The sequence below is a fragment of the Streptomyces sp. NPDC048338 genome (assembly GCF_043201055.1).
Classification (GTDB): domain Bacteria; phylum Actinomycetota; class Actinomycetes; order Streptomycetales; family Streptomycetaceae; genus Streptomyces.
Map to the genome: position 1 here is coordinate 54,822 of NZ_JBICYQ010000020.1, position 23,769 is coordinate 78,590.

Here is a 23,769-nt window from a genome sequence, read left to right on the forward strand (position 1 = left end):
TGCGCACCGCCGCGCCATCATCACACCTGCGCGCGAGTGTGCAGGTCAGAGCCGCCCTCCCGCAGTCCCGAAGGACGAAAAGCCATGGCCGCCACCCCGGAAAACCCCGCACCCGCCACGCCCCGCCGCAAGGTGAGCCGTCACCGTGGCGAGGGTCAGTGGGCCGTGGGGCACTTCACCCCGCTGAACGGCAATGAGCAGTTCAAGAAGGACGACGACGGTCTCAATGTGCGGACACGCATTGAGACGGTCTACTCGAAGCGTGGATTCGACTCGATCGACCCCAACGACCTCCGCGGGCGCATGCGCTGGTGGGGCCTCTACACCCAGCGCAAGCAGGGGCTGGACGGCACCAAGACCGGTGTCCTGGAGCCGGAGGAGCTGGACGACGAGTTCTTCATGCTCCGGGTCCGCATCGACGGCGGCCGGCTGACCACCGAGCAGCTCCGGGTGATCGGTGAGATCTCGCAGGAGTTCGCGCGGGGCACGGCGGACATCACCGACCGGCAGAACGTGCAGTACCACTGGATCCGGATCGAGGACGTTCCCGAGATCTGGAACCGCCTGGAGGCCGTCGGCCTGTCCACCACCGAGGCCTGCGGCGACACCCCCCGTGTCATCCTCGGCTCCCCGGTGGCCGGCATCGCCGAGAACGAGATCATCGACGGCACACCCGCCATCGACGAGATCCAGCGACGGATCGTCGGCAACAAGGACTTCTCGAACCTGCCCCGCAAGTTCAAGTCCGCGGTCTCCGGATCGCCGCTCCTCGACGTGGCGCACGAGATCAACGACATCGCCTTCGTCGGCGTGCACCACCCGGAGCACGGCCCCGGCTTCGACGTCTGGGTCGGCGGCGGCCTGTCCACCAACCCCAAGCTGGGCGTCCGGCTGGGCACGTGGGTCTCGCTCGACGAGGTCCCCGACGTCTACGAGGGCGTCATCTCGATCTTCCGTGACTACGGCTACCGCCGGCTGCGCACCCGCGCCCGCCTGAAGTTCCTCGTCGCCGACTGGGGCGCGGAGAAGTTCCGCCAGGTCCTGGAGGACGAGTACCTGAAGCGGAAGCTGACGGACGGCCCCGCCCCCGAGCAGCCCGCCGGCCGGTGGCGCGACCACGTCGGTGTCCACCGGCAGCAGGACGGCCGCTTCTACGTCGGCTTCGCGCCGCGCGTCGGCCGGGTCGACGGCGCCACGCTCACCAAGATCGCCGAGATCGCCGAGGCGCACGGTTCGGGCCGGATCCGCACCACCGCCGAGCAGAAGATGATCGTCCTGGACATCGAGGAGGGGCAGGTCGACTCGCTCGTCTCCGCCCTGGAGGCCCTGGACCTGCGGGTGAACCCCTCGACCTTCCGGCGCGGCACGATGGCCTGCACCGGCATCGAGTTCTGCAAGCTGGCGATCGTCGAGACGAAGGCGCGCGGCGCGTCCCTGATCGACGAGCTCGAGCGCCGCATCCCCGACTTCGACGAGCCGATCACCATCAACATCAACGGGTGCCCGAACGCCTGCGCCCGTATCCAGGTGGCGGACATCGGCCTCAAGGGCCAGCTCGTCCTCGACGACGACGGCAACCGGGTGGAGGGCTACCAGGTCCACCTGGGCGGCGCGCTCGGCCTGGAGGCGGGCTTCGGCCGCAAGGTCCGTGGTCTGAAGGTGACCTCGGCCGAGCTGCCGGACTACATCGAGCGGGTCCTGGAGCGCTTCGGCAAGGAGCGCGAGCCCGGCGAGCGCTTCGCCACCTGGGCGGCGCGCGCGTCCGAGGAGGCCCTGTCGTGAGCGAGCGTGCCGCGCCGTTCCACTGCCCGTACTGCGGCGACGAGGACCTGCGCCCGAACGAGCAGGGCCACGGCGCCTGGGAATGCCGGGCATGCGGTCGAGCCTTCCAGCTGAAGTTCCTGGGGCTGCTCGCCCCGGGCACTTCGAGCGATTCCGACGGAGGGGAAGAGATATGACGACGACTCAGGTCACCGAGGGCGCCGATCTGAAGGACCTGGCCGAGCAGGCCGGGCGCGACCTCGAGGACGCGACGGCACTGGAGATCCTCCAGTGGGCCGCCGACACCTTCGGCCGGGAGTTCTGCGTCACCTCCTCCATGGAGGACGCCGTCGTCGCCCATCTGGCGTCGCGTGCCCTGCCCGGCGTGGACGTCGTCTTCCTCGACACCGGCTACCACTTCCCGGAGACCATCGGCACGCGTGACGCGGTCGACGCGGTGATGGACGTCAACGTCATCACCCTGACCCCGCGTCGGACGGTGGCCGAGCAGGACGCCGAGCACGGCCCCGGGCTGCACGACCGCGACCCGGACCTGTGCTGCGCCCTGCGCAAGGTCAAGCCCCTCGAGGAGGGCCTGACCGCCTATCGCGCCTGGGCCACCGGCCTGCGCCGCGACGAGTCCCCGACCCGGGCGAACACACCGGTCGTCGGCTGGGACGAGAAGCGGCAGAAGGTCAAGATCTCCCCCATCGCCCGCTGGTCGCAGGACGACGTCGACGCCTACGTCGCCCAGCACGGAGTCCTCACCAACCCGCTGCTGATGGACGGTTACGCCTCGGTCGGCTGCGCGCCCTGCACCCGCCGGGTCGCGGAGGGCGAGGACAGCCGCGCGGGCCGCTGGGCCGGCCGGACCAAGACCGAGTGCGGACTGCACGGATGACGGACACTCAGGAAGTTCAGGAGAAGCACGTGACGGGTGCCACCATCTGGCTGACCGGGCTGCCCAGCGCCGGCAAGACCACCATCGCCCACGAGCTGGCCGGCCGGCTGCGCGGCGAGGGCCACCGCGTCGAGGTCCTCGACGGCGACGAGATCCGCGAGTTCCTCTCGGCGGGCCTCGGCTTCAGCCGTGAGGACCGGCACACCAACGTGCAGCGGATCGGCTTCGTCGCCGAACTGCTCGCCTCCAACGGCGTGAAGGTCCTCGTCCCGGTGATCGCCCCGTACGAGGACAGCCGCGAGGCCGTCCGCAAGCGTCACCGGACCGAGGGCACTCCCTACGTCGAGGTCCACGTCGCCACTCCGGTGGACGTGTGCTCGGTACGCGACGTGAAGGGGCTGTACGCCAAGCAGGCCGCGGGCGAGATCAGCGGGCTGACCGGTGTCGACGACCCGTACGACGAGCCGCGGAACCCGGATCTGCGGATCGAGTCCCAGAACCAGACCGTGCAGGAGTCCGCGGCGCAGCTCCACGCGCTGCTCACCGAGAGGGGTGTCGCATGACGACCGTCGCTCATGTCCACGACGCGACCGACAGTCCGTTCGCGCTGTCGCACCTGGACTCCCTGGAGTCCGAGGCGGTGCACATCTTCCGTGAGGTCGCGGGCGAGTTCGAGCGGCCGGTGATCCTCTTCTCCGGCGGCAAGGACTCCATCGTCATGCTGCACCTGGCGCTGAAGGCGTTCGCGCCGGCCCCGGTGCCGTTCACGCTGCTGCACGTCGACACCGGGCACAACTTCCCCGAGGTCCTGGAGTACCGCGACCGCACGGTGGCGCGCCACGGCCTGCGCCTGCACGTCGCGTCGGTGCAGGAGTACATCGACGCGGGGAAGCTGCGCGAGCGTCCCGACGGGACGCGCAACCCGCTCCAGACGGTGCCGCTGACCGAGGCGATCCAGCAGCACCGTTTCGACGCGGTGTTCGGCGGCGGCCGGCGCGACGAGGAGAAGGCCCGCGCCAAGGAGCGGGTGTTCTCGCTGCGCGACGAGTTCTCGCAGTGGGACCCGCGCCGGCAGCGGCCCGAGCTGTGGCAGCTGTACAACGGCCGGCACGCCCCCGGCGAGCACGTCCGGGTCTTCCCGCTGTCGAACTGGACCGAGCTGGACGTCTGGCAGTACATCGCCCGCGAGGGGATCGAGCTGCCGGACATCTACTTCGCCCACGAGCGCGAGGTCTTCGCCCGCAGCGGCATGTGGCTCACCGCCGGCGACTGGGGCGGCCCCAAGGACACCGAGACGGTGGAGAAGCGGCTCATCCGCTACCGCACCGTGGGTGACATGTCCTGCACCGGCGCCGTCGACTCCGACGCCACCACGCTCGACGCCGTCATCGCCGAGATCGCCGCGTCCCGGCTCACCGAGCGGGGCGCGACCCGCGCCGACGACAAGATGTCCGAGGCCGCGATGGAAGACCGCAAGCGCGAAGGGTACTTCTAGCCATGACGAGCACCACCGAGCAGTTCACCGACGTCTCGGCGACCACCCTGCTGCGGTTCGCCACCGCGGGCTCCGTCGACGACGGCAAGTCGACCCTGGTGGGCCGGCTGCTGCACGACTCCAAGTCGGTCCTGACCGACCAGCTGGAGGCCGTCGAGCACGCCTCCCGCTCCCGCGGCCAGGAAGCACCCGACCTGGCCCTGCTCACCGACGGCCTGCGCGCCGAACGCGAGCAGGGCATCACCATCGACGTCGCCTACCGCTACTTCGCGACGGCCCGCCGCCGGTTCATCCTCGCCGACACCCCCGGCCACGTGCAGTACACCCGCAACATGGTCACCGGCGCCTCCACCGCCGAACTGGCCGTGGTCCTGGTCGACGCCCGCAACGGCGTCGTCGAGCAGACCCGCCGCCACGCGGCGGTCGCCGCCCTGCTGCGCGTGCCGCACGTGGTCCTCGCCGTCAACAAGATGGACCTGGTGGACTACGCCGAGCCCGTCTTCGCCGCGATCGCCGAGGAGTTCACGACGTACGCCTCCGAGCTCGGCGTCCCGGAGATCACCGCGATCCCGATCTCGGCGCTGGCCGGCGACAACGTGGTGGAGCCGTCCGCGAACATGGACTGGTACGGCGGTCCCACCGTCCTGGAGCACCTGGAGACGGTCCCGGTCAGCCACGACCTGACGGCCTGCCACGCGCGCTTCCCGGTGCAGTACGTCATCCGTCCGCAGACCGCCGAGCACCCCGACTACCGGGGCTACGCCGGCCAGATCGCGGCCGGTGCCTTCCGGGTCGGCGAGCGGGTCACGGTGCTGCCCTCGGGCCGGACGTCCACGATCTCGGCGATCGACGCGCTCGGCGAGCCCGTCGACATCGCCTGGGCCCCGCAGTCGGTCACCATCCGGCTCGCCGACGACATCGACATCTCCCGCGGCGACCTGCTCGCCCCGGTCGACGACGCCCCGGCCACCAGCCAGGACGTCGAGGCGACGGTCTGCCACGTGGCCGACCAGCCGCTCGTCGTGGGCCAGCGGGTGCTGCTCAAGCACACCACGCGCACGGTCAAGGCCATCGTCAAGGAGATCCCCTCGCGGCTGACCCTGGACGACCTCTCCCAGCACCCCGAGCCGGGGCAGCTGGTCGCCAACGACATCGGCCGGGTCAAGGTGCGCACCGCCGAGCCGCTCGCGCTCGACGCGTACGCGGACTCGCGCCGCACCGGTTCGTTCCTGCTGATCGACCCCGCGGACGGCACCACGCTCGCCGCCGGCATGGCGGGCGAGTCCTTCGCCGGCGCCAAGGCCGCGGCGGCCGTCGCCCCCGCAGACGAGGAAGGGTGGGACTTCTGAGATGAGACACGACGTCTACGCCACGTTCGCCAAGGAAGGCGGCCGGGTCGGCTCCGGTGCCCTCGGTGCGGGCCGGGGAGGTGTCGCGCGATGTGCGTGCTGACGCCGATGCGCCGCTCCTGCGGCGCCACCCCGCTCCACCTCCGACACCACCGACGAAGAAGACTTCGAAGACCCTGAGGGGAACCCGTGCCTGCCTCCCGTACCACCCTGCGCCGCTCACTCGCCGCCGCCGCGGCCCTGCCGCTGCTGATCGGCGTGCTTGCTTCCTGCGGCTACGGCTCCGAGGCCAAGAACGACGAGAAGAAGGTGGCCGCCGAGGGCGAGAAGCTCTCCGCCGACACGGTCCGGCTCGGGTACTTCCCGAACCTGACGCACGCCACCGCCCTGGTCGGCGACCAGGAAGGCATCTTCCAGAAGGAACTGGGCGGCACGCAGCTGAAGGTCTCCACCTTCAACGCCGGCCCCTCCGAGATCGAGGCGCTGAACGCCGGCTCGATCGACATCGGCTTCATCGGCCCGTCGCCGTCCATCAACGGCTACACCAAGTCCAAGGGCTCCAACCTCCGCATCGTCGCCGGCTCCGCCTCCGGCGGGGTCAAGCTCGTGGTGAACCCGGACAAGATCAAGACCCTGGACGACATCAAGGGCAAGAAGATCGCCACTCCGCAGCTCGGCAACACCCAGGACGTGGCGTTCCTGAACTGGGTCTCCGAGAAGGGCTGGAAGGTCGACGCCCAGAGCGGCAAGGGCGACGTCTCCGTGGTCCGCACGGACAACAAGGTGACCCCCGACGCCTACAAGTCCGGTTCCATCGACGGCGCCTGGGTGCCGGAGCCGACCGCGTCGAAGCTCGTCAGCGAGGGCGCCAAGGTACTGCTCGACGAGTCGGACCTGTGGCCCGACAAGAAGTTCGTGATCACGAACGTCATCGTGTCGCAGAAGTTCCTGAAGGAGCACCCGGACGTCGTCGAGGCGGTGCTGCGCGGATCGGTGAAGACCAACGCGTGGATCAACGCCAACACCGACAAGGCGAAGGCCTCCGCCAACGCCAAGCTGAAGGAGCTCTCCGGCAAGGCGCTGGGTGACAAGGTCATCGACGGCGCATGGCCGTCGATCCAGTTCACCAACGACCCGCTGGCCGCCACGCTGCAGGCCCAGGCGGACCACGCGGTGAAGGCCGGTCTCCTCAAGCAGCCCGACCTGAACGGCATCTACGACCTGAAGCCGCTCAACAAGGTCCTGAAGGCCGCGGGGCAGCCCGAGGTCGCCGACGCCGGTCTCGGCGTCAAGTAACCCTCGAAAAAGCCCAGTTCAGGTATCCCAGGAGGTGACGACCATGGCCACGACCGCGACGATCGCCAAGGCCGAGGACCGCGCGGCGGTGACCCACGCCGCCCGGCTCGAGCACGTCTCGAAGTCCTTCGGCGGACCCGCCGGTCAGCAGCTCGTGCTCGACGACATCTCACTCGATGTCGCCCCGGGCGAGTTCGTCACCCTCCTGGGGGCCTCGGGCTGCGGCAAGTCCACCCTGCTCAACCTGGTCGCCGGGCTCGACCGGCCGTCCGCGGGGTCCATCGCGACCCCCGGCGGCCGGCCGGCCCTGATGTTCCAGGAGCACGCCCTCTTCCCGTGGCTGACCGCGGGCAAGAACATCGAACTGGCCCTGCGGCTGCGCGGGGTGCCGAAGGCCGAGCGCCGCGACGAGGCCGAGCGCCTGCTCGAACTCGTCCGGCTCAAGGGCTCGTACGGCAAGCGGGTGCACGAGCTGTCCGGCGGCATGCGGCAGCGGGTCGCGCTGGCCCGGTCCCTGGCCCAGGACAGCGATCTGCTGCTGATGGACGAGCCGTTCGCGGCGCTCGACGCGATCACCCGCGACGTCCTGCACGACGAGCTGACCCGTATCTGGCGCGAGACGAAGCTGTCCGTCCTCTTCGTCACCCACAACGTGCGCGAGGCCGTGCGGCTGGCCGAGCGCGTGGTGCTGCTGTCGTCCCGCCCCGGCCGGATCGCCCGGGAGTGGACCATCGAGATCCCGCAGCCGCGCCGCATCGAGGACGCCGCCGTCGCGGAGCTCTCCGTCGAGATCACCGAAGAACTGCGTGGGGAGATCCGCCGCCATGGCCAGCACTGACACCACACCCAAGACCGACGACCTGGCCGGGCTGGAAGCGGGCCTGGACGCGCTGGACAGCGTGCAGGTCCGCCGGACCCCGGTGCGCGAGGTCCTGCTGAAGAAGGTCCTGCCGCCCGTCCTGGCCGTCGTGCTGGTGCTCGTGGTCTGGCAGCTCCTCGTGGTGGCCGAGGTCACCGACGAGGGCAAGCTGCCCTCCCCCGGAGCCGTCTGGGAGTCCCTCTCCACGATGTGGCTGGAGGGCACGCTCCTCGAGGTGCTGTGGACCAGCGTCTCCCGGGCGCTGCTCGGCTTCCTGCTGGCGCTGGCGATCGGCACCCCGCTCGGGCTCGTCGTGGCCCGGGTGTCCGTGGTGCGGACGGCGATCGGCCCGATCCTGTCGGGTCTGCAGTCGCTGCCCTCGGTCGCCTGGGTGGCACCCGCGGTGCTGTGGCTCGGACTCAACGACCAGATGATGTTCGCCGTGATCCTGCTGGGCGCGGTGCCGTCCATCGCCAACGGTCTGGTGGCCGGCGTGGACCAGGTGCCGCCGCTGTTCCTGCGGGCCGGCCGGACGCTCGGCGCCACCGGCCTCAAGGGCGCCTGGCACATCGTGATGCCGGCCGCGCTGCCCGGGTACCTCGCCGGCCTGAAGCAGGGCTGGGCCTTCTCGTGGCGGTCGCTGATGGCCGCGGAGATCATCGCGTCCTCCCCCGATCTCGGCCTGGGGCTCGGTCAGCTGCTGGAGAACGGCCGGAACAACTTCGACATGCCGGGGATCTTCCTGGCCATCATCCTGATCCTGCTCGTCGGTGTCGCCATCGACCTGCTGGTCTTCAGCCCGCTGGAGCGCGCCGTGCTGCGGCGCCGCGGTCTGCTGGTCAAGAGCTGAGAACGCCGTGAACGGTCCCGTCCTCCTCGTCATCGCCCACGGCAGCCGCGATCCGCGGCACGCGGCGACCGTGCGGGCGCTGGTCGCCCGCGCCCGGTCGCTGCGGCCGGGGCTGCGCATGGAGACGGCGTTCCTGGACTTCGACCTGCCGTCGGTGAGCGGGACGCTCGACCGGCTCGCGGCCGAGGGGGTGCGGGACGTGGTGGCGCTGCCGCTGCTGCTGACCCGCGCCTTCCACGCCAAGGCGGACATCCCCGCCGTCCTGCGACAGGCGCCACCCGTCCTGCGGGTGCGGCGGGCCGAGGTCCTCGGCCCCTCGCCGCTGCTGGTGGCGGCGGTGGAACGGCGGCTGTACGAGGCCGGGCTCACGCCCGGCGACAAGAGCTCGACCGGGGTCGTCCTGGCCTCGGCGGGCTCCAGCGACCCGGAGGCGATCGCAGTGATCGCAGAAACGGCGCGGGAGCTGCGGCGCACCGGTTGGTGCTCCGTGCGGCCTGCGTTCGCCTCCGCATCCCTCCCCCGGACCGAGGACGCCGTCCGGACGCTGCGCGCCGACGGGGTGCGCCGGATCGCGGTGGCCCCGTACGTCATCGCGCCGGGCCGGCTCCCCGACCGGATCGCGGCCGGCGCCGCGGAGGCGGACGTCCTGGCGGACGTGCTGGGCCCGGCTCCGGAGCTCGCGCGGCTGCTGACGGAGCGTTACGAGGAGGCCGTCGCCGCCCGCCGGGTGGCGGTCGCCGGCTGAGGCGGTCCGTTCGGCCCGTCCCGGACACCGGGGACCCTTCGGCCGGCACCGCCGCGGACGGCCGCTACCGGAGCGGGTCGCGTCCGCTCAGGGCGAGGGCGCGGCTGAAGGCGGAGGCGTCCGGCGCGCTCTCGACCGGGGCCGCGAATCCTTCGTAGCTGCGGTAGACCTCGGCGTGCTCGGCCACGACGCCGAGCAGGAACTCCCCCGTCGGGCCGGGCACCTCGAAGCCCTGGCCGGTGGAGCGTGCCAGGTCCCAGCCGTGCACGGCGAGTTCCTTGACGAGCAGCGAGGCGACCACGGTGGCCGGCATGGCGGTGAAGCCGAGGTCGACCTCGCCGTCCCAGGCACCGGGGCGTTCCCAGGCGGCCAGGGCCCGGTCGAGCTGGGCGGCGTACCGCTCCGCCCAGTCGGGGTCGGCGGCGAAGTCGCGGGCCGTCAGCTCCTCGGGGAGCTGCTCGCGCAGGGCGCGGTGCTCCAGGCCGTGCGCGGAGTAGAGGACGAGGTGGTTGGCGAGTTCGCCCACCGTCCAGTCGGCACAGACGGAGGGTGCGGCGAGCTGTTCCCGGGTGACGCCGCGAGCGACGCGGGCCGCTTCGGCGGCGCAGACGCCGAGGTGCGTGTGGATGTCGTTCATGGCGTCGACGCTAGGCGGGCGCCCGCGTCGCGGTCTTGAAGATTCGCGACACCCGGGCGCCGGCCGTCGGCGTCGGCCGGATCAGCCGAAGTCGAGGCCGCCGGTGCGGGTCCGCTTGAGCTCGAAGAGGTCGGAGTGGCCGGCGAGGACGCGGAAGCTGTCGAAGAGTTCCACCGCCTCCCGTCCACGGGGGATGGCACGCAGGACGGGTCCGAACCAGACCGTGCCGTCGACGTGGAGGGTGGGGGTGCCGACATAGCCTCCGGCCTGCGGGTCCTGCCCCGCGTCGTGACTGCGCCGCACGGCCTCGTCGTGGCGGGTGTCGTGGGCGGCCTCGGCGAGCCGTGCGGGCAGTCCCAGCTCGGCGAGGGATTCGGCGATCACCGTGTCGAAGTCCGGCTCCTTGCGCTCGTGGATGCGGGTGCCGAAGGCGGTGTAGAGCGGGCGGAGGATCTCCTCCCCGTGCTCCGCGGCCGCGGCGGCGGCGACCCGCACCGGGCCGATCGACCTGTCGACGAGCTCCCGGTACCAGTCGGGCAGCTCGTTGCCGATGTTGTGGAAGTACAGGCTCATCACCCGGAAGCGCAGCTCGACGTCGCGCTGCCGCTCCACCTCCAGCATCCAGCGGGAGGTGATCCAGGCGAAGGGGCAGGCGGGGTCGAAGTAGAAGTCGACGACGGGGACGGCGGGGGCAACGGGCCGGGACGGGGCGTCGGTGGTCATGGCTGGGAGCCTAGCCAGCCGATGGCCCGTGACCTCGGGCCATTCACCGCTTCGTCGGCTGGGCCACTTCGGAGCCGTCCGACGTGCTGTCGTACGGTGCCCGTATGGTCTCGGAGACGTTCGTCCTCGGTGGTGTTCCCGTACGACGGCTCGGCTACGGAACGGCGCAGCTGACCGGCCCCGGCTACTGGGGTCCGCGCGGCCCGCGGGCGGATGCCGTCGCCGTGCTGCGGCGGGCGGTGGAGCGGGGTGTCACGCTCGTGGACACCGCGGACAACTACGGGCCGGGCCTGGCGGAGGAGCTCGTCGCCGAGGCGCTGCGTCCGTACCGCGACGACCTGGTGATCGCCACCAAGGGCGGGGTGGTCCGGACGAGCGACAGCGCCTGGCACGTCGAGGGACGTCCGGAACGGCTGCGGGAGATGTGCGAGGCGAGCCTGCGCCGGTTGCGGACGGACCGGATCGACCTCTACCAGCTGCACCGCTTCGATCCCGAGGTGCCGATGGCCGAGCAGCTCGGCGCGCTGGACGAGCTGCGCGCGGAGGGGAAGATCCGGCACGTCGGCCTGGACTCGGTGACCGCGGGGCAGCTGTCGGAGGCGCTGGCCCTCACGTCGTCCGTGGTGTCCGTGCAGAACCGATTCCATCTGCTGGACCGCGGCTCCGCGGCGGTGCTGGAGCTCTGCGAGGCGCACGGGCTTGGCTTCCTGCCGTGGTTCCCGCTGGGCAACGGCGCCCTGACCGGCCGGGCCGCGGCCTCGCTCGACACCGTCGCGGCGGCGCGCGGCGCGACCCGGGGGCAGATCGCCCTGGCCTGGCTGCTCCACCGTTCGCCGGTGCTGCTGCCGACTCCGGGCACCGGCTCGCTCGCGCACCTGGAGGAGAACCTGGACGCGGGCGCGCTCCGGCTCGACGCGGCCGAGCTCAGTCTGCTGGACTCTCTGGCGGACTGACGGGCGCGGGCGTGCCCTGGTGGAAGTAGAGGAGCCAGTGTCCCTCGGTCAGCCGCCAGATCGAACTGCGGTGGGAGCGGACGCCGTGGGACTCGGTGGCGAAGGTCAGGTGCACCACGTCGGGGGCCAGCTGCACACCGTGCATGTCGCTGGCGGTGACCGACCGGGGGCTGGCCCCCGCGGTCATCGCGGCGATGATCGACGCCCGGTCCCAGCGGCGTCCTGACGTGCCGAACTCCTCGAAGTCCGGGTGCAGCAGCGCGGAGAAGAGCTTCACCGAGCTGCGGACCGTCGGGTCCAGGAGGCGCAGCTCGCCCTCGACGGCCGCGGCCACGGCGGGGGGAAGGTCAGTCACGGGTCATCTCCACGAGCTTGGTCACGGTGTTCCAGTTGCGGGAGGTGGCGACGACACCCTTGAGGAGGGAGGGCCGGGAGACCGCCTCGGCCAGCTTGGAGCGCCCGAGGCCGTCCGGGGCGTAGAGGTAGAGGACGCGGTCGCCGAGGCGGAACTCCTCCGGGAGGAAGGCGGCCTGGTCGACCGAGGCGAAGCGCTCGGCGCCGAGGGCCTCCGAGAAGTACGTGACGTGGAGCTGCTTCCCCTCCAGCTCGGCGGCCGGGAAGGGGCAGGCGTCGGCCACCGCGGCCAGGTAGGCGGCGCTGCGCACGAGGGTCTCGACGCGGAAGCCGAAGTGCTGCTCGACGGCCTTCTCGGCAGCGGCGGCGAGGGTGTCGTCGGTCTCGTCGGCGTCGGTGGTGAAGACGGCGTTGCCGCTCTGCAGGTAGGTCCGGACGTCGCGGTGGCCGAGCCCTTCGAGGAGTGAACGGAGCTCCGCCATGGGCACCTTGCGGTGCCCGCTCACGTTGATTCCGCGCAGCAGTGCGGCATAGGTCGTCGTCATGGTCACACGATAGGGCGGCCGTCGCGCCCCGTGGGGGAGGGCGCGACGGCCGCCGGTCATCATGCGGGGGCGACTACTCGACGATCTTGAGCAGCTTGTTGGCGGTGCCCTGGCTCGGGTTGCTGATCTTGTCCGCGGTGGCTCCCGCGACGAGCGCCTGGGCGACCTGGTCCGGGGTGGCGTCGGGGTGTGCCGCGAGGTACACGGCGGCGGCGCCGACCACGTGCGGGGTCGCCATGGAGGTGCCCGAGATGGTCTTCGTACCGGTGTCGCTGTCGTTCCAGGCCGAGGTGATGTCCGAACCCGGGGCGTACAGGTCCACGACGGAGCCGAAGTTGGAGAAGTCGGACTGCTGGTCGTCCTTGGTCGAGGAGGCGACCGTGATGGCCTCCTGGACGCGGGACGGGGAGCCCTGACCGGCGTCGGAGGACTCGTTGCCGGCCGCGACGGCGAAGGTGACGCCGGAGGCGATCGCCTTCTTGACCGCGTCGTCGAGCGCCGGGTCGGCGCCGCCGCCGAGGCTCATGTTGGCGACGGACGGGCCCTGGTGGTTCTTGGTGACCCAGTCGATGCCGGCGACGACCTGCTCGGTGGTGCCGGAGCCGTTGTCGTCGAGGACGCGCACGGCGACGATCTTCGCCTTCTTGGCGACACCGTGGGCCGTGCCGGCGATGGTGCCGGCGACGTGCGTGCCGTGACCGTTGCCGTCCTGGGCCGTCTCGTCGTTCTCGACGGCGTCGAAGCCGTCGGCGGCCCGGCCGCCGAAGTCCTGGTGGCTGACCCGCACTCCGGTGTCGATGACGTACGCGGTCACGCCCTCGCCGGCGCCGTCGGGGTAGGTGTACTTGGAGTCTCCGGCGGTCTCGGTCTGGTCCACGCGGTCCAGGCCCCAGGAGGGCGGATCGGCCTGCGTGGCGCTGATGGAGAACTTCTTGTTCTGGACCACCTTGGAGACGGCCGGGTCGGCCGCGAGGCGCTTGGCCTCGGTCACCGAGAGGTCGTTGACCGAGAAGCCGTTGACGGTGGAGTCGTAGCTGCGGCGCAGGGTGCCGCCGTACTCCTTCGCCAGTTTGCCCTTGTCGGCCTTCTCGTCGAGCAGGACGATGTAGCTTCCGCTGACCGCGCCTTCCGCGCCGAGGCCGTAGACCGTGCCGAAGGCGGGCGTGGGGGCCGCGCCCGCGAACGGACTGGTGAGGACGGTCACTCCGGCGGCTGCTGCTATCGCGGTCGTGACGGCGATGAGCTTGGTCCGGCGAACGCGCTTGTGTGTAGCCATGAAGAGGGGACTCCTCGTCAGGATTTGTGGGGGGTTGAGCCACTGGAAGAAAACTCTCCGGTAGCTGCCTCGAAACCCTGACCGATTGACGGGCTCAGTTCAAGGGCTTCCCGGCCCTCCGGCTTACTCAACAAGGTTTCTTAAAGAGAACCCCGCCAACCCCCCGCATTTCATTCACACATGAGGCCCCCGGGGACCCCGGGGGCCTTGCTAGTGCAATCAGCAACGAACCCGTCGGTGCATCATCCACTCCGAAATGCGAACGCGCTCAGGCCAGTTCGGCCTCGATCAGGTCGGCGGCCCTGGGGGTCCCGCCCTCGGCCGCCATCCCCTGGCGGATCTCCCCTGCGCGGCGGGCGACTTCGGGGTCGTCGGCGAGGGCGAGCACGGCCTCGCGCAGCCGCTCGGCCGTCACCTCCTCCATCGCCAGCCGGCGGGCCACACCCAGGGACACGAGCATGTCCGCGTTGCCGAACTGGTCGACGGCCTGCGGGACCGCCACCATCGGGGTGCCGGTGGCCAGGCCCTCCTGGCTGCCGCCGGCGCCGGCGTGGGTGACGAACGCGTCGGCCTGCCGAAGGATCGCCAACTGCGGTACCCAGGAGTGGACTTCCACGTTGGCCGGCAGCTCGCCCAGTTCCTCCGGATCGACGAAGGAGCCGATCTGGAGGACGACGTGCCAGTCGGGGCGGTCCGCGAAGGCCGCGGCGGCCGCCCGGTAGAAAGCGGGCTGCTTCGTGAAGGCGGACCCCAGGGAGACCAGGAGGACCCGGCCGGCCCCCTCGGGCCGGCGCCACTCCCCCTGGTCGGCGCGACCGCCCTGACAGGCGCCGACGAAACGGAAGACGGACTCGTCGACCCGGTCGGCCTGCGGCTGCAGGGCTCGCGGGATGAGGACGACGGCGCGGCGCGGGCGGGCCACCAGGCGGTCGGGAGGGGTGTCGACGCCGTGCTCGGCGAGCCACCGCTCGAAGCGCGCGTAGTACGCCTTGCCCCGCGGCGAGGCCTTGAGCTCCGCGAACATCGGCTCCGCGACCTCCTCCTCGTACCCCTCCCAGGGCACGAGGTTGGGCCAGAGCGAGACGGCGGGGACGCCCCAGCGATGGGCGAGGACCGGTGCCGGATAGGCGGTGATGTCGTGCAGGACGAGGTCGGGTTCGTCTCCGGCGAAGGCGGCGGCGAGCTGCGGGAGCGCCTGGACGGCGTCGTCCAGGAAGGGCTCGACGTTGTCGATCAGCTCGGTGCCCCAGGCGTCGGGGTCCTCGTCGGTCGGGAGCGTGGAGGTGTAGACGACGGGGGTGGCGCCGGTCGCGGCGACCTTCTCGGCGAAGGAGGCGGGCACGGCGTAGCTGACGCGGTGCCCTCGGGCGACGAGCTCGCGGATCACTTCGAGGCTCGGGTTCACGTGCCCGTGGGCGGCGATGGAGAACATGGCGATGTGGGCACGCGGGGTCGTGGTCATGAGCAGCACCATAACGAGACGAGACGTCTCGTGCAACCAGATGGGCGCCCGCTTCCCTGTCCCGTCAGCGGCGTTGATACCGGGCGAGCACCAGGTTCCCGTCCTCCACCAGGCGCCTGCGCAGCTCGGCCGCGTCGATGGCGCCGCTGTAGTACTCCTGGAACGCCGGGGTCGCCACCTTGTCCTTCCACTCCGGATAGCCCCGCACCGACTGCGCGGGCGCCGAGCGCAGGTGTTCCGCGACCGCTGCCCCGGTCGCCCAGCCGTCCCGCTCGGTCCGCAGCGAGGGATCGGCCAGCGCCGCCGTACCCGTCGGCAGCATCCAGTCGCCCCGGGCCAGCCGGACCGTGTTCCGGGGCTGGAGAAGGAAGTCGAGGAACTGCGCGGCCTCCTTCTTGTGCGGGCTGTCCTCGGCGATGGAGAGCGTCTGCGGACTGACGCCCTGGGCGAGGCCCTCACGTCCGGCGGGCGCGGGCAGCACGGTCCACTCGAAGCCGGGAGGTGCCTGCCGGGCGATCTGCTGCCGGTACGAGAAGCCCAGCGGGACCATCGCGTAGCGGCCGCCGAAGAAGCCGGGCAGGGTGTCCGAGCCGCCGGTGCCGAGCGTGGAACGAGCCGCGCTCCGGTCGGTGTTCACCTGGTCGTGGACCGTGCCGGGGACGATGCCGTCGGCCGCGCCGAAGCCGATCGTCACCCGGCCGTCCGCGCCGCGGTGGAAGAGCCGCCCGCCCGTCGACAGACCGAGGTTGAGGCTGACCGAGACCGGCTCCTTGAGGGGCCAGGCGATCGCGTACCGCCCCGGCCCCATCGTCGCCGTCAGTTCCCGGGTGACGCGGCGGAACTCCTCCCAGCTCCACGGGGCCTCGGGGGTCGGGATCCGGACGCCCGAGGACTCCAGGATCCGCCGGTTCGCGATGATCACGCGCGGCTCCTGGAGGAACGGAACCCCGTAGATCCCGTCCCCGAACGTCGTGGTCTCCCAACTGCGCGCGGGGATGTCCGCCTTCAGCCGCGCGGGCAGCAGGTCGCTCAGATCCGCGAGGCGGCCGCCGTAGGCGAAGTCGGCCAGGTCGTCGGAGGCGTCGTGGATGAGGTCGGGGGCCTCACCGCCCTCGAAGGAGGTCAGGAGCTGGTCGTGGACGGAGTCCCAGCTGCCCTGGACGTACTCGACCCGGATGTCGGGATGGGCGGCGTTCCACTCCGCCACCAGCTCCTTGTTGACGTCGACGGACTCCTTCTGCCAGGCCAGCGACTGGAAGCGGAGCCGTACGGTCCCGTCGTCCCGGCCGTCTCCGCCGGCGGCGCAGCCGGTGAGCAGCAGGGCGAGGACGGTGGTGACGGCGGCCCAGATCCGCGGGCGCATCAGGACTTCACCGCCCCGGCCAGCGCGCCCCCGGTGATCCGTCTCTGGATGACCGCGAAGACGACGAGCGAGGGGATCGTGGCCAGGAACGCGGCCGCGGCCAGCGGCCCGAGATCGGCGACCCCCTCCGCGCCCAGGAAGTGGGTCAGGACGACCGGCAGGGTCTGCTTCTCCGGGCTCTTGAGCAGCACGAGCGCGAAGAAGAACTCGTTCCAGGAGGTGACGAAGGCGAAGAGCGCGGTGGCGACGATCCCGGGGGCGAGGAGCGGGGCGGTGACGGAGACGAGCGTGCGGACCCGGCCGGCGCCGTCGACGGCGGCGGCCTCCTCCAGTTCGGCGGGCACGGCCCGTACGTATCCCACCAGCATCCACAGCGCGAACGGCAGCGACCAGACGACGTACACCATGACCAGGCCGAGAAGACTGTCGATCAGCCGCAGGTTCTTCAGGACCAGGAAGAGCGGGATGATCACCAGGACGAAGGGGAACGCCTGGCTGACCACGACCCAGCCGGTGACGGCCGAGGCCGCCTTCCCGCGGGTGCGCGCCGTCACGTAGGCCAGGGGGGTGGCGACGGCGACCGAGACGAGGGCGGCGGCGAGCGCGGCGAGCAGGCTGTTCCCCGCGGCCCGGAGCAGCGGCTGTTCGTCGAAGGCCTGCCGGAAGTTGGCCCAGGTGGGGTCCCGGGGGATCCAGGTGGGGTGGAGCGATCCGAGCTCGGGGGCGGGCTTGAAGGCGGTGGAGACCAGCCAGAGGAGGGGGAAGGCGAGGAAGGCCAGGTACGCGAGCAGCGCGAGGTACTGGCCGAACCGCGCGGGCCTGCTGGGGCGAAGAGCGCTCACCGGTCCCGGTCCCCCTTCAGTCGTCCGACGAGATGGAAGGCGAGGAGCACGGAGACGGCGGCCACGAGCACGCAGCCCATGGCGGCGGCGTAGCCGAACTGCCCGTAGCGGAAGGCCTCTTCGTAGGCGAAGAGCATGGGCAGCCGGGTCCGGCCGCCGGGGCCGCCGTTGGTCAGCACGTAGACCAGGGCGAAGGAGTTGAGGTTCCAGACGAAGTTGAGCGCCGTGATGGCCAGCGCCACCGGTCTGAGGGCGGGCCAGGTGACCGTGCGGAAGCGGCGCCAGGCTCCGGCGCCGTCGAGGGCGGCGGCCTCGTGGAGCTCGCGCGGGGTGTTCTGGAGGCCGGCGAGCAGGGCGACCGTGGTCTGCGGCATCCCCGCCCAGACCCCGACCACGACGACCGCGGCCAGTGCGGTGGCCGGTCCGCCGAGCCAGTCGTGTCCGTCCCCGAGGCCCAGGTCGCGGACGGTCTCGTTGAGAATGCCCGCGTCGGCGTTGTAGACCAGGCGCCACATGATGCCGACGACGACCTCGGGCATGGCCCAGGGCACGATCGCGAGCGCCCGGGCCAGCCGGCGCAGACGGAGGTTCTGGTCGAGCAGCAGCGCGAGCCCGAGGGCGAGCAGGAACTGCGGGACGGTGACGCCGAGGGCCCACACCAGGCCGATCCGGAACGACTCCCAGAACAGGGTGTCGTGCAACAGGTCCTGGAAGTTGAGGGTGCCGACCCACCGGGTGGAGCGGGTGCGGCCGGACTGGGCGTCGGTGAAGGCGAGGGCGATGCCGTAGAGCAGGGGGCCCACGCTGAGGACCAGGATGGGGATCAGCGCCGGCAGCACCAGGAACCACGCGCCGTGGTCCCGCCCGGGGCCGGGGTTCGCTCCGGCGGCCGTCCGTCCGCCGGACCGCTTCGTCGCGGACACCACACTCACCGATACGACCCCTTATGTGCGCTATGTCACATGCCCCGGTCTCCGTCATGGTCCTGACAGGGCGTCGGTCCCGTCAAGGCCGCCCGCACGGATGCGAGACTTTGGCTGATTCGCATAGGCAACGGGAGAGACGGAGATTCGGATGGACGAGGCGCGGGCACGGGAGATCCTGGCCGCCACGGGGCTGCCGGCCCGGGAACAGGACGCCCCCCTCCTCTCCTTGGGGGAGAACGCGGTCTTCGGCGCGGGCGATCTCGTGGTGAAGATCGGCCGGGACGCGGAGCTGCTGTCCCGCGCCGAACGCGAACTGACGCTCGCCTCCTGGCTGGCCGAGGCCGGCATCCCCGCGGTACGGGCGGCGGAAGCCGCGCCCCGCCTGGTCGACGGCCACCCGGTCACCTTCTGGCACCGGCTGCCCGCCGCCGTACGGCCGGCCGAGCCCCGCGACCTGGCCCCTCTGCTGCGCCGGATCCACGCCCTCCCGGAGCCCGCCTCCCTCACCCTGCCCCGCCGCGACCTGCTCGGCGGGGTCGAGCGGTGGCTGCGGCTCGCGGGCGACGCGGTCGACCCGGCCGACGCGGCCTATCTGCGGGAACGGCGCGACTCCTTCGCTCCGGCGGCCGCCGCCCTCACCCCGCACCTGGCCCCCGGCCCGATCCACGGGGACGCCCTGCCGCGCAACGTCCACGTCGGCCCCGACGGTCCCGTCCTCGTCGACCTGGAGACCTTCTCCTCCGACCTGCGGGAGCACGACCTGGTGGTCCTCGCGCTCTCCCGCGACCGGTACGGGCTGGATCCGGCGGCGTACGACGCCTTCACCGAGGCCTACGGCTGGGACGTGCGCGCGTGGGAGGGGTGCGCCGTGCTCCGCGGTGCCCGGGAGACCGCCAGCTGCGCCTGGGTGGCCCAGCACGCGCCGACCAACCCCAAGGCCCTGGCCGAATTCGAGCGGCGGGTGGCCTCGCTGCGGGACGGCGACCCGGAGGTGCGCTGGTACCCGTTCTGACATGATTCCCCGGGACCGATCCTCCTTGTCCGAACGGGGTGTTGCGATGCGCGTGGAACTGTCCGGGGCGACCCTCGACGTCGAGGTGAGCGGCGAGGGCCCGGCCGTGCTCCTGGTCCACGGCTTCCCTGACACGCACCGCCTCTGGCGTCACCAGGTCCCGGCCCTGACCGCCGCCGGGTACATGTGCGTCGCCCCCACGCTCCGCGGCTTCGGCGCCTCGGACCGGCCCGAGGGCGGACCGGAGGCGTACGCCCCGGCGCGGTCGGTCGGCGACCTCCTGGAGCTGCTGGACCGGCTGGGGATCGACCGGGCCCATCTGGTCGGCCACGACTGGGGTTCGGGCATGGTGCAGGGGCTGGCCACGGCCGCGCCCCAGCGGGTCGCCTCGCTGAGCATCCTGTCGGTGGGCCACCTCTCGGCGGTCCGGGACGCCGGCTGGGAGCAGAAGCAGCGGTCCTGGTACCTGCTGCTGTTCCAGCTGGCGGGCCTCGCGGAGGACTGGCTGTCGCGTGACGACTTCGCCCACCTGCGGGAGATGCTGGCCGAGCACCCCGAGGCCGGGGCCGTCATCGAGCCGCTGCGGGCACCGGGCGCGCTCACCGCCGCGCTGAACGTCTACCGGGCGGGGCTGCCGCCCGAGGCGCAGTTCGGCCCCGACCGACCCGCCTTCGCGCTGCCCGGCCCCGTGATGGGCGTCTGGAGCACCGGCGACCGTTTCATGACGGAGGCGTCGATGGCGGGCACCGCCAAGCACGTCGACGGCATCTGGCGCTACGAGCGGATCGAGGACGCGGGCCACTGGCTGCCGCTGGAGAAGCCGGAGCAGGTCAACGCGCTGCTCCTCGACTTCCTGTCCGAGAACCCGATCGGCTGAGGCCGGTCGGGTCCGCCGGCCCGCCACCGCGGCCGCCCCGCGGGGGTGTCAGTGGGACACCGGGGCGAGATCCCGCAGCGGCCAGGCCGGGTCGACGACCGCGTCGGGGTTCCCCTTGCGGCGCAGGAAGTCCTGGAAATCCTCGGCCCAGGCGCGGTACCAGCCGATCTGGCGCTCGTGCAGTTCGGCCGGCGTCAGCGCGGCCACGGCCGGGTGCCGCTCGGCTATCGCGACGGCCACCCGCACGGCGGCCAACGCGTCGGCGGCGGCCTGGTGGGCCGCCTCCAGGACGACTCCGTACTCGCCGCAGACCGCTTCCAGGGTCCGCTTGCCGCGGCGGTAGCGGTCGACGGCCCGGTCGATGGTGTACGGGTCGACGACCGGTCCGGTGGCGGCTCCGCCGAGCCGGTCGGCGAGCGAGGGCAGCGAGTGCCGCCGCAGCTCGGCCGAGAGCAGGGTGAGGTCGAAGGCGGCGTTGTAGGCCACGACGGGTACGCCCTGGGCCCAGTACCCGGTCAGGGTCTCGGCGACCTCGTCGGCGACCTCGCGCACCGGGCGCCCCTCGGCCGCCGCGCGCTCACTGCTGATGCCGTGGATCGCGGACGCCTGCGCCGGGATGCGGATGCCCGGATCGGCGAGCCAGTCCCGCTGCCTCATCACCCGTCCACCGTGGACCCCGACGATCGAGGCCGTCACGATCCGTGCCTCCAGCGGTTCGGTGCCGGTGGTCTCCAGGTCGAAACCGACCAGCGCTTCCCCATGCCAAGCCATCGGGCCTCCTTACGTGATCTCCCCCGTGGTGCTGCTCACCCTCCCACGGGCCACTGACACCGTCCGTGGCCCGCGGCTCAGGAGACCGGCCGGGAGTCGAGCCAGACGGACTCGAACTCCTCCCGGTACGTCTCGAAAAGTCCGTGTTCGCCGTCGCGCACCGGCTGGCCGGAACGCACCAGGTTGCGCCCGCCGCCGCGCAGCACCAGCACCGGCGCCTCCATCCCCCGCGCCCGCCGCAGATAGGACTGGACGACCGCGAGGCCGTCCGGGCCGTCCCCGTCGACCAGGTACGCCGTGAAGCGCGGCGTCTCGTCGAAGACGTGGATCTGGAAGGCGCCCGGGTCCCGCAGCCGCGAGCGGACCCGCCGCATGTGGAGGATGTTCATCTCCACCGAACGGCTCAGCTCGCCCTTCTTGAGGCCGAGTTCGCGCTCGCGGCGTTTGACGGCGCTGCTGGCCGGGTTCAGGAAGAGCAGCCGGATCCGGCAGCCGGATTCGGCCAGTCTCACCAGGCGCCGCCCGGAGAAGTTCTGGACGAGCAGGTTCAGGCCTATCCCGGTGGCGTCGAGGCGCCGGGCCCCGCCGAAGAGGTCCTCGGCGGGCAGCTGCCGCTGCAGGCGCACCCGGTCGGGGTGGACGGAGACCACGTCGGCGTACCGGTCGCCGACCAGGTCCTCGACGGCGTCCACGGGCAGCCGGTCGGCGGACGGCACCCCCGCCCCGCTCCCGAGGATCTCCAGGAGCCGGGCGGAGGCCCGCTCCGACTGGGCCAGCACGGTCAGCGACAGCGCCCGGTTGCGGGAGACGACGTTGCGCGTCACCTCCAGCTCGTCCAGGGCGAGCTCCACCTCGCGCCGGTCGTCGAAGTACGGCTCGAAGCACGGCCAGTGCTGCACCATCAGCTCCCGCAACTGCGGGAGCGTCAGGAAGCTCAGGACGTTGTCGTCGGCCGGGTCGAGGAGATAGCCCTTGCGCCGCGAGACCTCGCGCACGGCCACGGCGCGCTGCACCCACTCCTGGCCCGCCGGCCCGGCCGCGGCCACCACCCAGTCGTCGCCGTGGACGGGCTCGTACACCGGCCGCAGCACGGCCGCCACGACGGCCCGCAGTCGCTGCTCGACGAGATTCAGCCAGATATAGGCACGGCCGGCCCGCTGGGCCCGGGTCCGCACCTCGCTCCATGCCTCGGCCCCCCAGTCGAGCTCCGCGCCGATCTCCATCGGCCGGGCGACGGACACCGCTCCGGGCGGCGCTTCCCCGGGGTCGGGGGAACTCCCCTCGTGACCCGCGTCACCTGGGGGCAGCTCCAGACCTCCCGAGCTCACCCACGCACCGCCTTCTGCTCCTGGACGCCCCGTCTGACAAAGATCAACGAAGGGTACTCCGGGAACGGAAGGCGGTGCAGCAGGATCGGCAGGCTGCTTGCTCAACTCCCCTGGTTCGGAGCGCCGTTCTGGTCGGCGAGATCGGCCGGAGTGAGCGGATTCATAGCGGTTACGTCCCTGGGTGCCAGGTGGAAGCCCTGCCAGTGGACCGGCATCGGCTGCTGGTCCTCGTCCCGTGCGATGTGGTGGAACCCGATGTTGACCCACACGGCCGGGTCGGTCAGCGTCTCGCCGTTGACCCACTTGTCCACGCTGTCGGGCGCGTCGCGTCCGCAGTCGAGGATGTTGTTGCTCGCGAACTGCTCGCAGGCCCGGTTCTGGGTGAAGAAGATGTCGTGCTTGGTGAAGCCGCGGCCGGCGTGCGTGTTGGAGGGGCCCGGCACGATCTCGTACGAACGGGCGTGCCCGTCCTTGTTCTTGCCGGTCGCGCTCACCACGCGCCACCAGCGCATGTTCCTGGCGTCGCCGGCCAGTTCCTTGGTGACCGCCGTGCGGGTGGTCTTCACCTTGGGACCGCCGCCCCCGGTCGGCGCGGTGACCTTGGAGTCGTACTGCTCGATCCGGTCCTTGACGGCGCCGTCGAGGCCGAAGTCGAGCCGCCAGAAGACGTTGTGGGCGTGGCTGGTGGCGTAGGAGCTCGCGCCGCTGCCGATCGGCCAGCCGCGGCCGTCGGTCCCGTTGTAGTCGCCGGGGGCGAGGCTGCCGGTGGCGCCGACGTTGGCGGCGATGGTGCCGTCGGAGGAGAAGCGCCACTCGGTGATGTACTCGTACCAGGCGACCTTGTTGACGGTGTAGACGAGCAGGTCCTTGCCCTGCGCCTGCCAGACCTTGGTGCCCTCGTCGTTGGCCATCCGGTAGGCGTGGCCGCGCGCCCTGGTCGTGGTGCACAGGCCGTTGACCTTGCCCATCTCCGGCACCTTCACGGAGGTGATGGTGCCGCCGGGGCACTCGCCCGGCTTGAGGTTCTGCAGGCCCCAGCCGAAGCCGGCACCGGTCAGGTCGTCGTACTCGGCGTTGCCGTCGTCGTACGGCACGTGGATCTGGGCGAGCTTGGCGCTCGTCAGCACGCGTATCGGGGCGCTCTCGCCCTTGGGCTGGTAGGTGACCTTGTCGAGGATCAGGCCGGAGTCGGTGCTGTAGCGCCAGCACATGCGCCAGGTGGTGCCGCCGTCGAGCTTCTGCTCGATGCGGTACGCGGCCGAGCAGTCGGGGCGCGGTGCCGGCGGCGCCGCGGTGGCGGCGCTCACGGGTCCGGCCGCGGCGGTGGCGGTGCCGAGGAGGGCGGCCGCGGCGAGGACGGCGCCCTGCCTGCGGGCACGCGAAGACGAACGGATGTGCATGAGGACGAACTCCCTCGTACGGAAGTGCGGAAGATGTGGTCGTC

At 71.7% G+C, this 23,769-nt stretch carries 25 protein-coding genes; 13 read left to right on the forward strand and 12 right to left on the reverse strand.

The window, feature by feature from the left end:
* The first annotated feature begins 84 nt into the window (after window positions 1–84).
* From ACGFZF_RS35395 to ACGFZF_RS35440, 10 genes are all read left to right on the forward strand, one after another.
* A complete protein-coding gene (locus tag ACGFZF_RS35395; protein ID WP_393561096.1) occupies window positions 85–1,782 on the forward strand; it encodes a nitrite/sulfite reductase in 1,698 nt (565 codons plus the stop codon).
* Complete coding sequence (locus ACGFZF_RS35400) at window positions 1,779–1,958, forward strand: hypothetical protein (protein WP_147980521.1); 180 nt, start codon at window positions 1,779–1,781, stop codon at window positions 1,956–1,958. The genes ACGFZF_RS35395 and ACGFZF_RS35400 overlap by 4 nt, the downstream gene beginning before the upstream one ends.
* Window positions 1,955–2,662 (forward strand): phosphoadenylyl-sulfate reductase, encoded by a 708-nt coding sequence (locus tag ACGFZF_RS35405; protein WP_393561097.1) that lies wholly within the window; start codon window positions 1,955–1,957, stop codon window positions 2,660–2,662. The genes ACGFZF_RS35400 and ACGFZF_RS35405 overlap by 4 nt, the downstream gene beginning before the upstream one ends.
* Complete coding sequence (cysC, locus tag ACGFZF_RS35410; RefSeq protein ID WP_393561099.1) at window positions 2,659–3,225, forward strand: adenylyl-sulfate kinase; 567 nt, start codon at window positions 2,659–2,661, stop codon at window positions 3,223–3,225. The genes ACGFZF_RS35405 and cysC overlap by 4 nt, the downstream gene beginning before the upstream one ends.
* A complete protein-coding gene (cysD, locus tag ACGFZF_RS35415) occupies window positions 3,222–4,157 on the forward strand; it encodes a sulfate adenylyltransferase subunit CysD (RefSeq protein ID WP_393561101.1) in 936 nt (311 codons plus the stop codon). Before cysC ends, cysD begins: the two co-directional genes overlap by 4 nt.
* A gap of 2 nt (window positions 4,158–4,159) precedes the next feature.
* Window positions 4,160–5,506, forward strand: coding sequence for a sulfate adenylyltransferase subunit 1 (locus ACGFZF_RS35420; protein WP_147980525.1), 1,347 nt, complete (start codon window positions 4,160–4,162; stop codon window positions 5,504–5,506).
* 189 nt (window positions 5,507–5,695) lie between these two features.
* The gene (locus ACGFZF_RS35425) at window positions 5,696–6,802 is read left to right on the forward strand and encodes an aliphatic sulfonate ABC transporter substrate-binding protein (RefSeq protein WP_393561103.1); all 1,107 of its coding nucleotides are present in this window, start codon (window positions 5,696–5,698) and stop codon (window positions 6,800–6,802) included.
* A 43-nt stretch (window positions 6,803–6,845) separates the two neighbouring features.
* The gene (locus ACGFZF_RS35430) at window positions 6,846–7,640 is read left to right on the forward strand and encodes an ABC transporter ATP-binding protein (protein WP_393561105.1); all 795 of its coding nucleotides are present in this window, start codon (window positions 6,846–6,848) and stop codon (window positions 7,638–7,640) included.
* A complete protein-coding gene (locus tag ACGFZF_RS35435; protein WP_393561106.1) occupies window positions 7,627–8,511 on the forward strand; it encodes an ABC transporter permease in 885 nt (294 codons plus the stop codon). The genes ACGFZF_RS35430 and ACGFZF_RS35435 overlap by 14 nt, the downstream gene beginning before the upstream one ends.
* Before the next feature lie 7 nt (window positions 8,512–8,518).
* On the forward strand, window positions 8,519–9,256 hold the full coding sequence (locus ACGFZF_RS35440) for a sirohydrochlorin chelatase (RefSeq protein WP_393561108.1): 738 nt from the start codon (window positions 8,519–8,521) through the stop codon (window positions 9,254–9,256).
* A gap of 64 nt (window positions 9,257–9,320) precedes the next feature.
* On the opposite strand, the gene ACGFZF_RS35445 is transcribed toward ACGFZF_RS35440, so the two are convergent.
* Window positions 9,321–9,893: a TIGR03086 family metal-binding protein gene (locus ACGFZF_RS35445; protein ID WP_393561110.1), complete on the reverse strand. Its 573-nt coding sequence runs from the start codon at window positions 9,891–9,893 to the stop codon at window positions 9,321–9,323.
* A gap of 81 nt (window positions 9,894–9,974) precedes the next feature.
* A complete protein-coding gene (locus tag ACGFZF_RS35450; RefSeq protein ID WP_393561112.1) occupies window positions 9,975–10,616 on the reverse strand; it encodes a DsbA family protein in 642 nt (213 codons plus the stop codon).
* A gap of 104 nt (window positions 10,617–10,720) precedes the next feature.
* Here ACGFZF_RS35450 and ACGFZF_RS35455 point away from each other — a divergent pair, with 104 nt between their 5' ends.
* Complete coding sequence (locus ACGFZF_RS35455; protein ID WP_393561114.1) at window positions 10,721–11,569, forward strand: aldo/keto reductase; 849 nt, start codon at window positions 10,721–10,723, stop codon at window positions 11,567–11,569.
* On the opposite strand, the gene ACGFZF_RS35460 is transcribed toward ACGFZF_RS35455, so the two are convergent.
* The 7 genes from ACGFZF_RS35460 to ACGFZF_RS35490 form a co-directional block, all read right to left on the reverse strand.
* A complete protein-coding gene (locus ACGFZF_RS35460; protein ID WP_393561116.1) occupies window positions 11,541–11,924 on the reverse strand; it encodes a DUF4440 domain-containing protein in 384 nt (127 codons plus the stop codon). The two genes, ACGFZF_RS35455 and ACGFZF_RS35460, sit on opposite strands and share 29 nt — an antisense overlap.
* A complete protein-coding gene (locus tag ACGFZF_RS35465) occupies window positions 11,917–12,468 on the reverse strand; it encodes a DUF1697 domain-containing protein (RefSeq protein WP_393561118.1) in 552 nt (183 codons plus the stop codon). The genes ACGFZF_RS35460 and ACGFZF_RS35465 overlap by 8 nt, the downstream gene beginning before the upstream one ends.
* 73 nt (window positions 12,469–12,541) lie before the next feature.
* Window positions 12,542–13,744 (reverse strand): S8 family serine peptidase, encoded by a 1,203-nt coding sequence (locus ACGFZF_RS35470; protein ID WP_393561120.1) that lies wholly within the window; start codon window positions 13,742–13,744, stop codon window positions 12,542–12,544.
* Between the two features lie 268 nt (window positions 13,745–14,012).
* A complete protein-coding gene (gene mgt / locus ACGFZF_RS35475; RefSeq protein ID WP_393561122.1) occupies window positions 14,013–15,218 on the reverse strand; it encodes a macrolide-inactivating glycosyltransferase in 1,206 nt (401 codons plus the stop codon).
* A gap of 52 nt (window positions 15,219–15,270) precedes the next feature.
* Complete coding sequence (locus ACGFZF_RS35480) at window positions 15,271–16,569, reverse strand: ABC transporter substrate-binding protein (protein ID WP_393561124.1); 1,299 nt, start codon at window positions 16,567–16,569, stop codon at window positions 15,271–15,273.
* Window positions 16,569–17,411: a carbohydrate ABC transporter permease gene (locus tag ACGFZF_RS35485; RefSeq protein WP_393561126.1), complete on the reverse strand. Its 843-nt coding sequence runs from the start codon at window positions 17,409–17,411 to the stop codon at window positions 16,569–16,571. The genes ACGFZF_RS35480 and ACGFZF_RS35485 overlap by 1 nt, the downstream gene beginning before the upstream one ends.
* Window positions 17,408–18,337 carry a carbohydrate ABC transporter permease gene (locus ACGFZF_RS35490; RefSeq protein WP_393561189.1) on the reverse strand — a complete coding sequence of 310 codons (930 nt, stop codon included), beginning with the start codon at window positions 18,335–18,337 and terminating at the stop codon, window positions 17,408–17,410. The genes ACGFZF_RS35485 and ACGFZF_RS35490 overlap by 4 nt, the downstream gene beginning before the upstream one ends.
* Before the next feature lie 148 nt (window positions 18,338–18,485).
* Here ACGFZF_RS35490 and ACGFZF_RS35495 point away from each other — a divergent pair, with 148 nt between their 5' ends.
* The gene (locus ACGFZF_RS35495; protein WP_393561128.1) at window positions 18,486–19,349 is read left to right on the forward strand and encodes a phosphotransferase enzyme family protein; all 864 of its coding nucleotides are present in this window, start codon (window positions 18,486–18,488) and stop codon (window positions 19,347–19,349) included.
* A gap of 46 nt (window positions 19,350–19,395) precedes the next feature.
* Window positions 19,396–20,226, forward strand: a complete 831-nt coding sequence (locus tag ACGFZF_RS35500; RefSeq protein WP_393561130.1) for an alpha/beta fold hydrolase — start codon at window positions 19,396–19,398, stop codon at window positions 20,224–20,226.
* Window positions 20,227–20,274: 48 nt separating this feature from the next.
* Here ACGFZF_RS35500 and ACGFZF_RS35505 read toward each other — a convergent pair whose 3' ends face one another.
* The 3 genes from ACGFZF_RS35505 to ACGFZF_RS35515 form a co-directional block, all read right to left on the reverse strand.
* Window positions 20,275–20,997, reverse strand: coding sequence for a 3'-5' exonuclease (locus ACGFZF_RS35505; protein WP_393561132.1), 723 nt, complete (start codon window positions 20,995–20,997; stop codon window positions 20,275–20,277).
* A 77-nt stretch (window positions 20,998–21,074) separates the two neighbouring features.
* Window positions 21,075–22,325 (reverse strand): SAV2148 family HEPN domain-containing protein, encoded by a 1,251-nt coding sequence (locus tag ACGFZF_RS35510; protein ID WP_356608344.1) that lies wholly within the window; start codon window positions 22,323–22,325, stop codon window positions 21,075–21,077.
* A 101-nt stretch (window positions 22,326–22,426) separates the two neighbouring features.
* The gene (locus ACGFZF_RS35515; RefSeq protein ID WP_393561135.1) at window positions 22,427–23,725 is read right to left on the reverse strand and encodes a copper amine oxidase; all 1,299 of its coding nucleotides are present in this window, start codon (window positions 23,723–23,725) and stop codon (window positions 22,427–22,429) included.
* Window positions 23,726–23,769 lie beyond the last annotated feature (44 nt).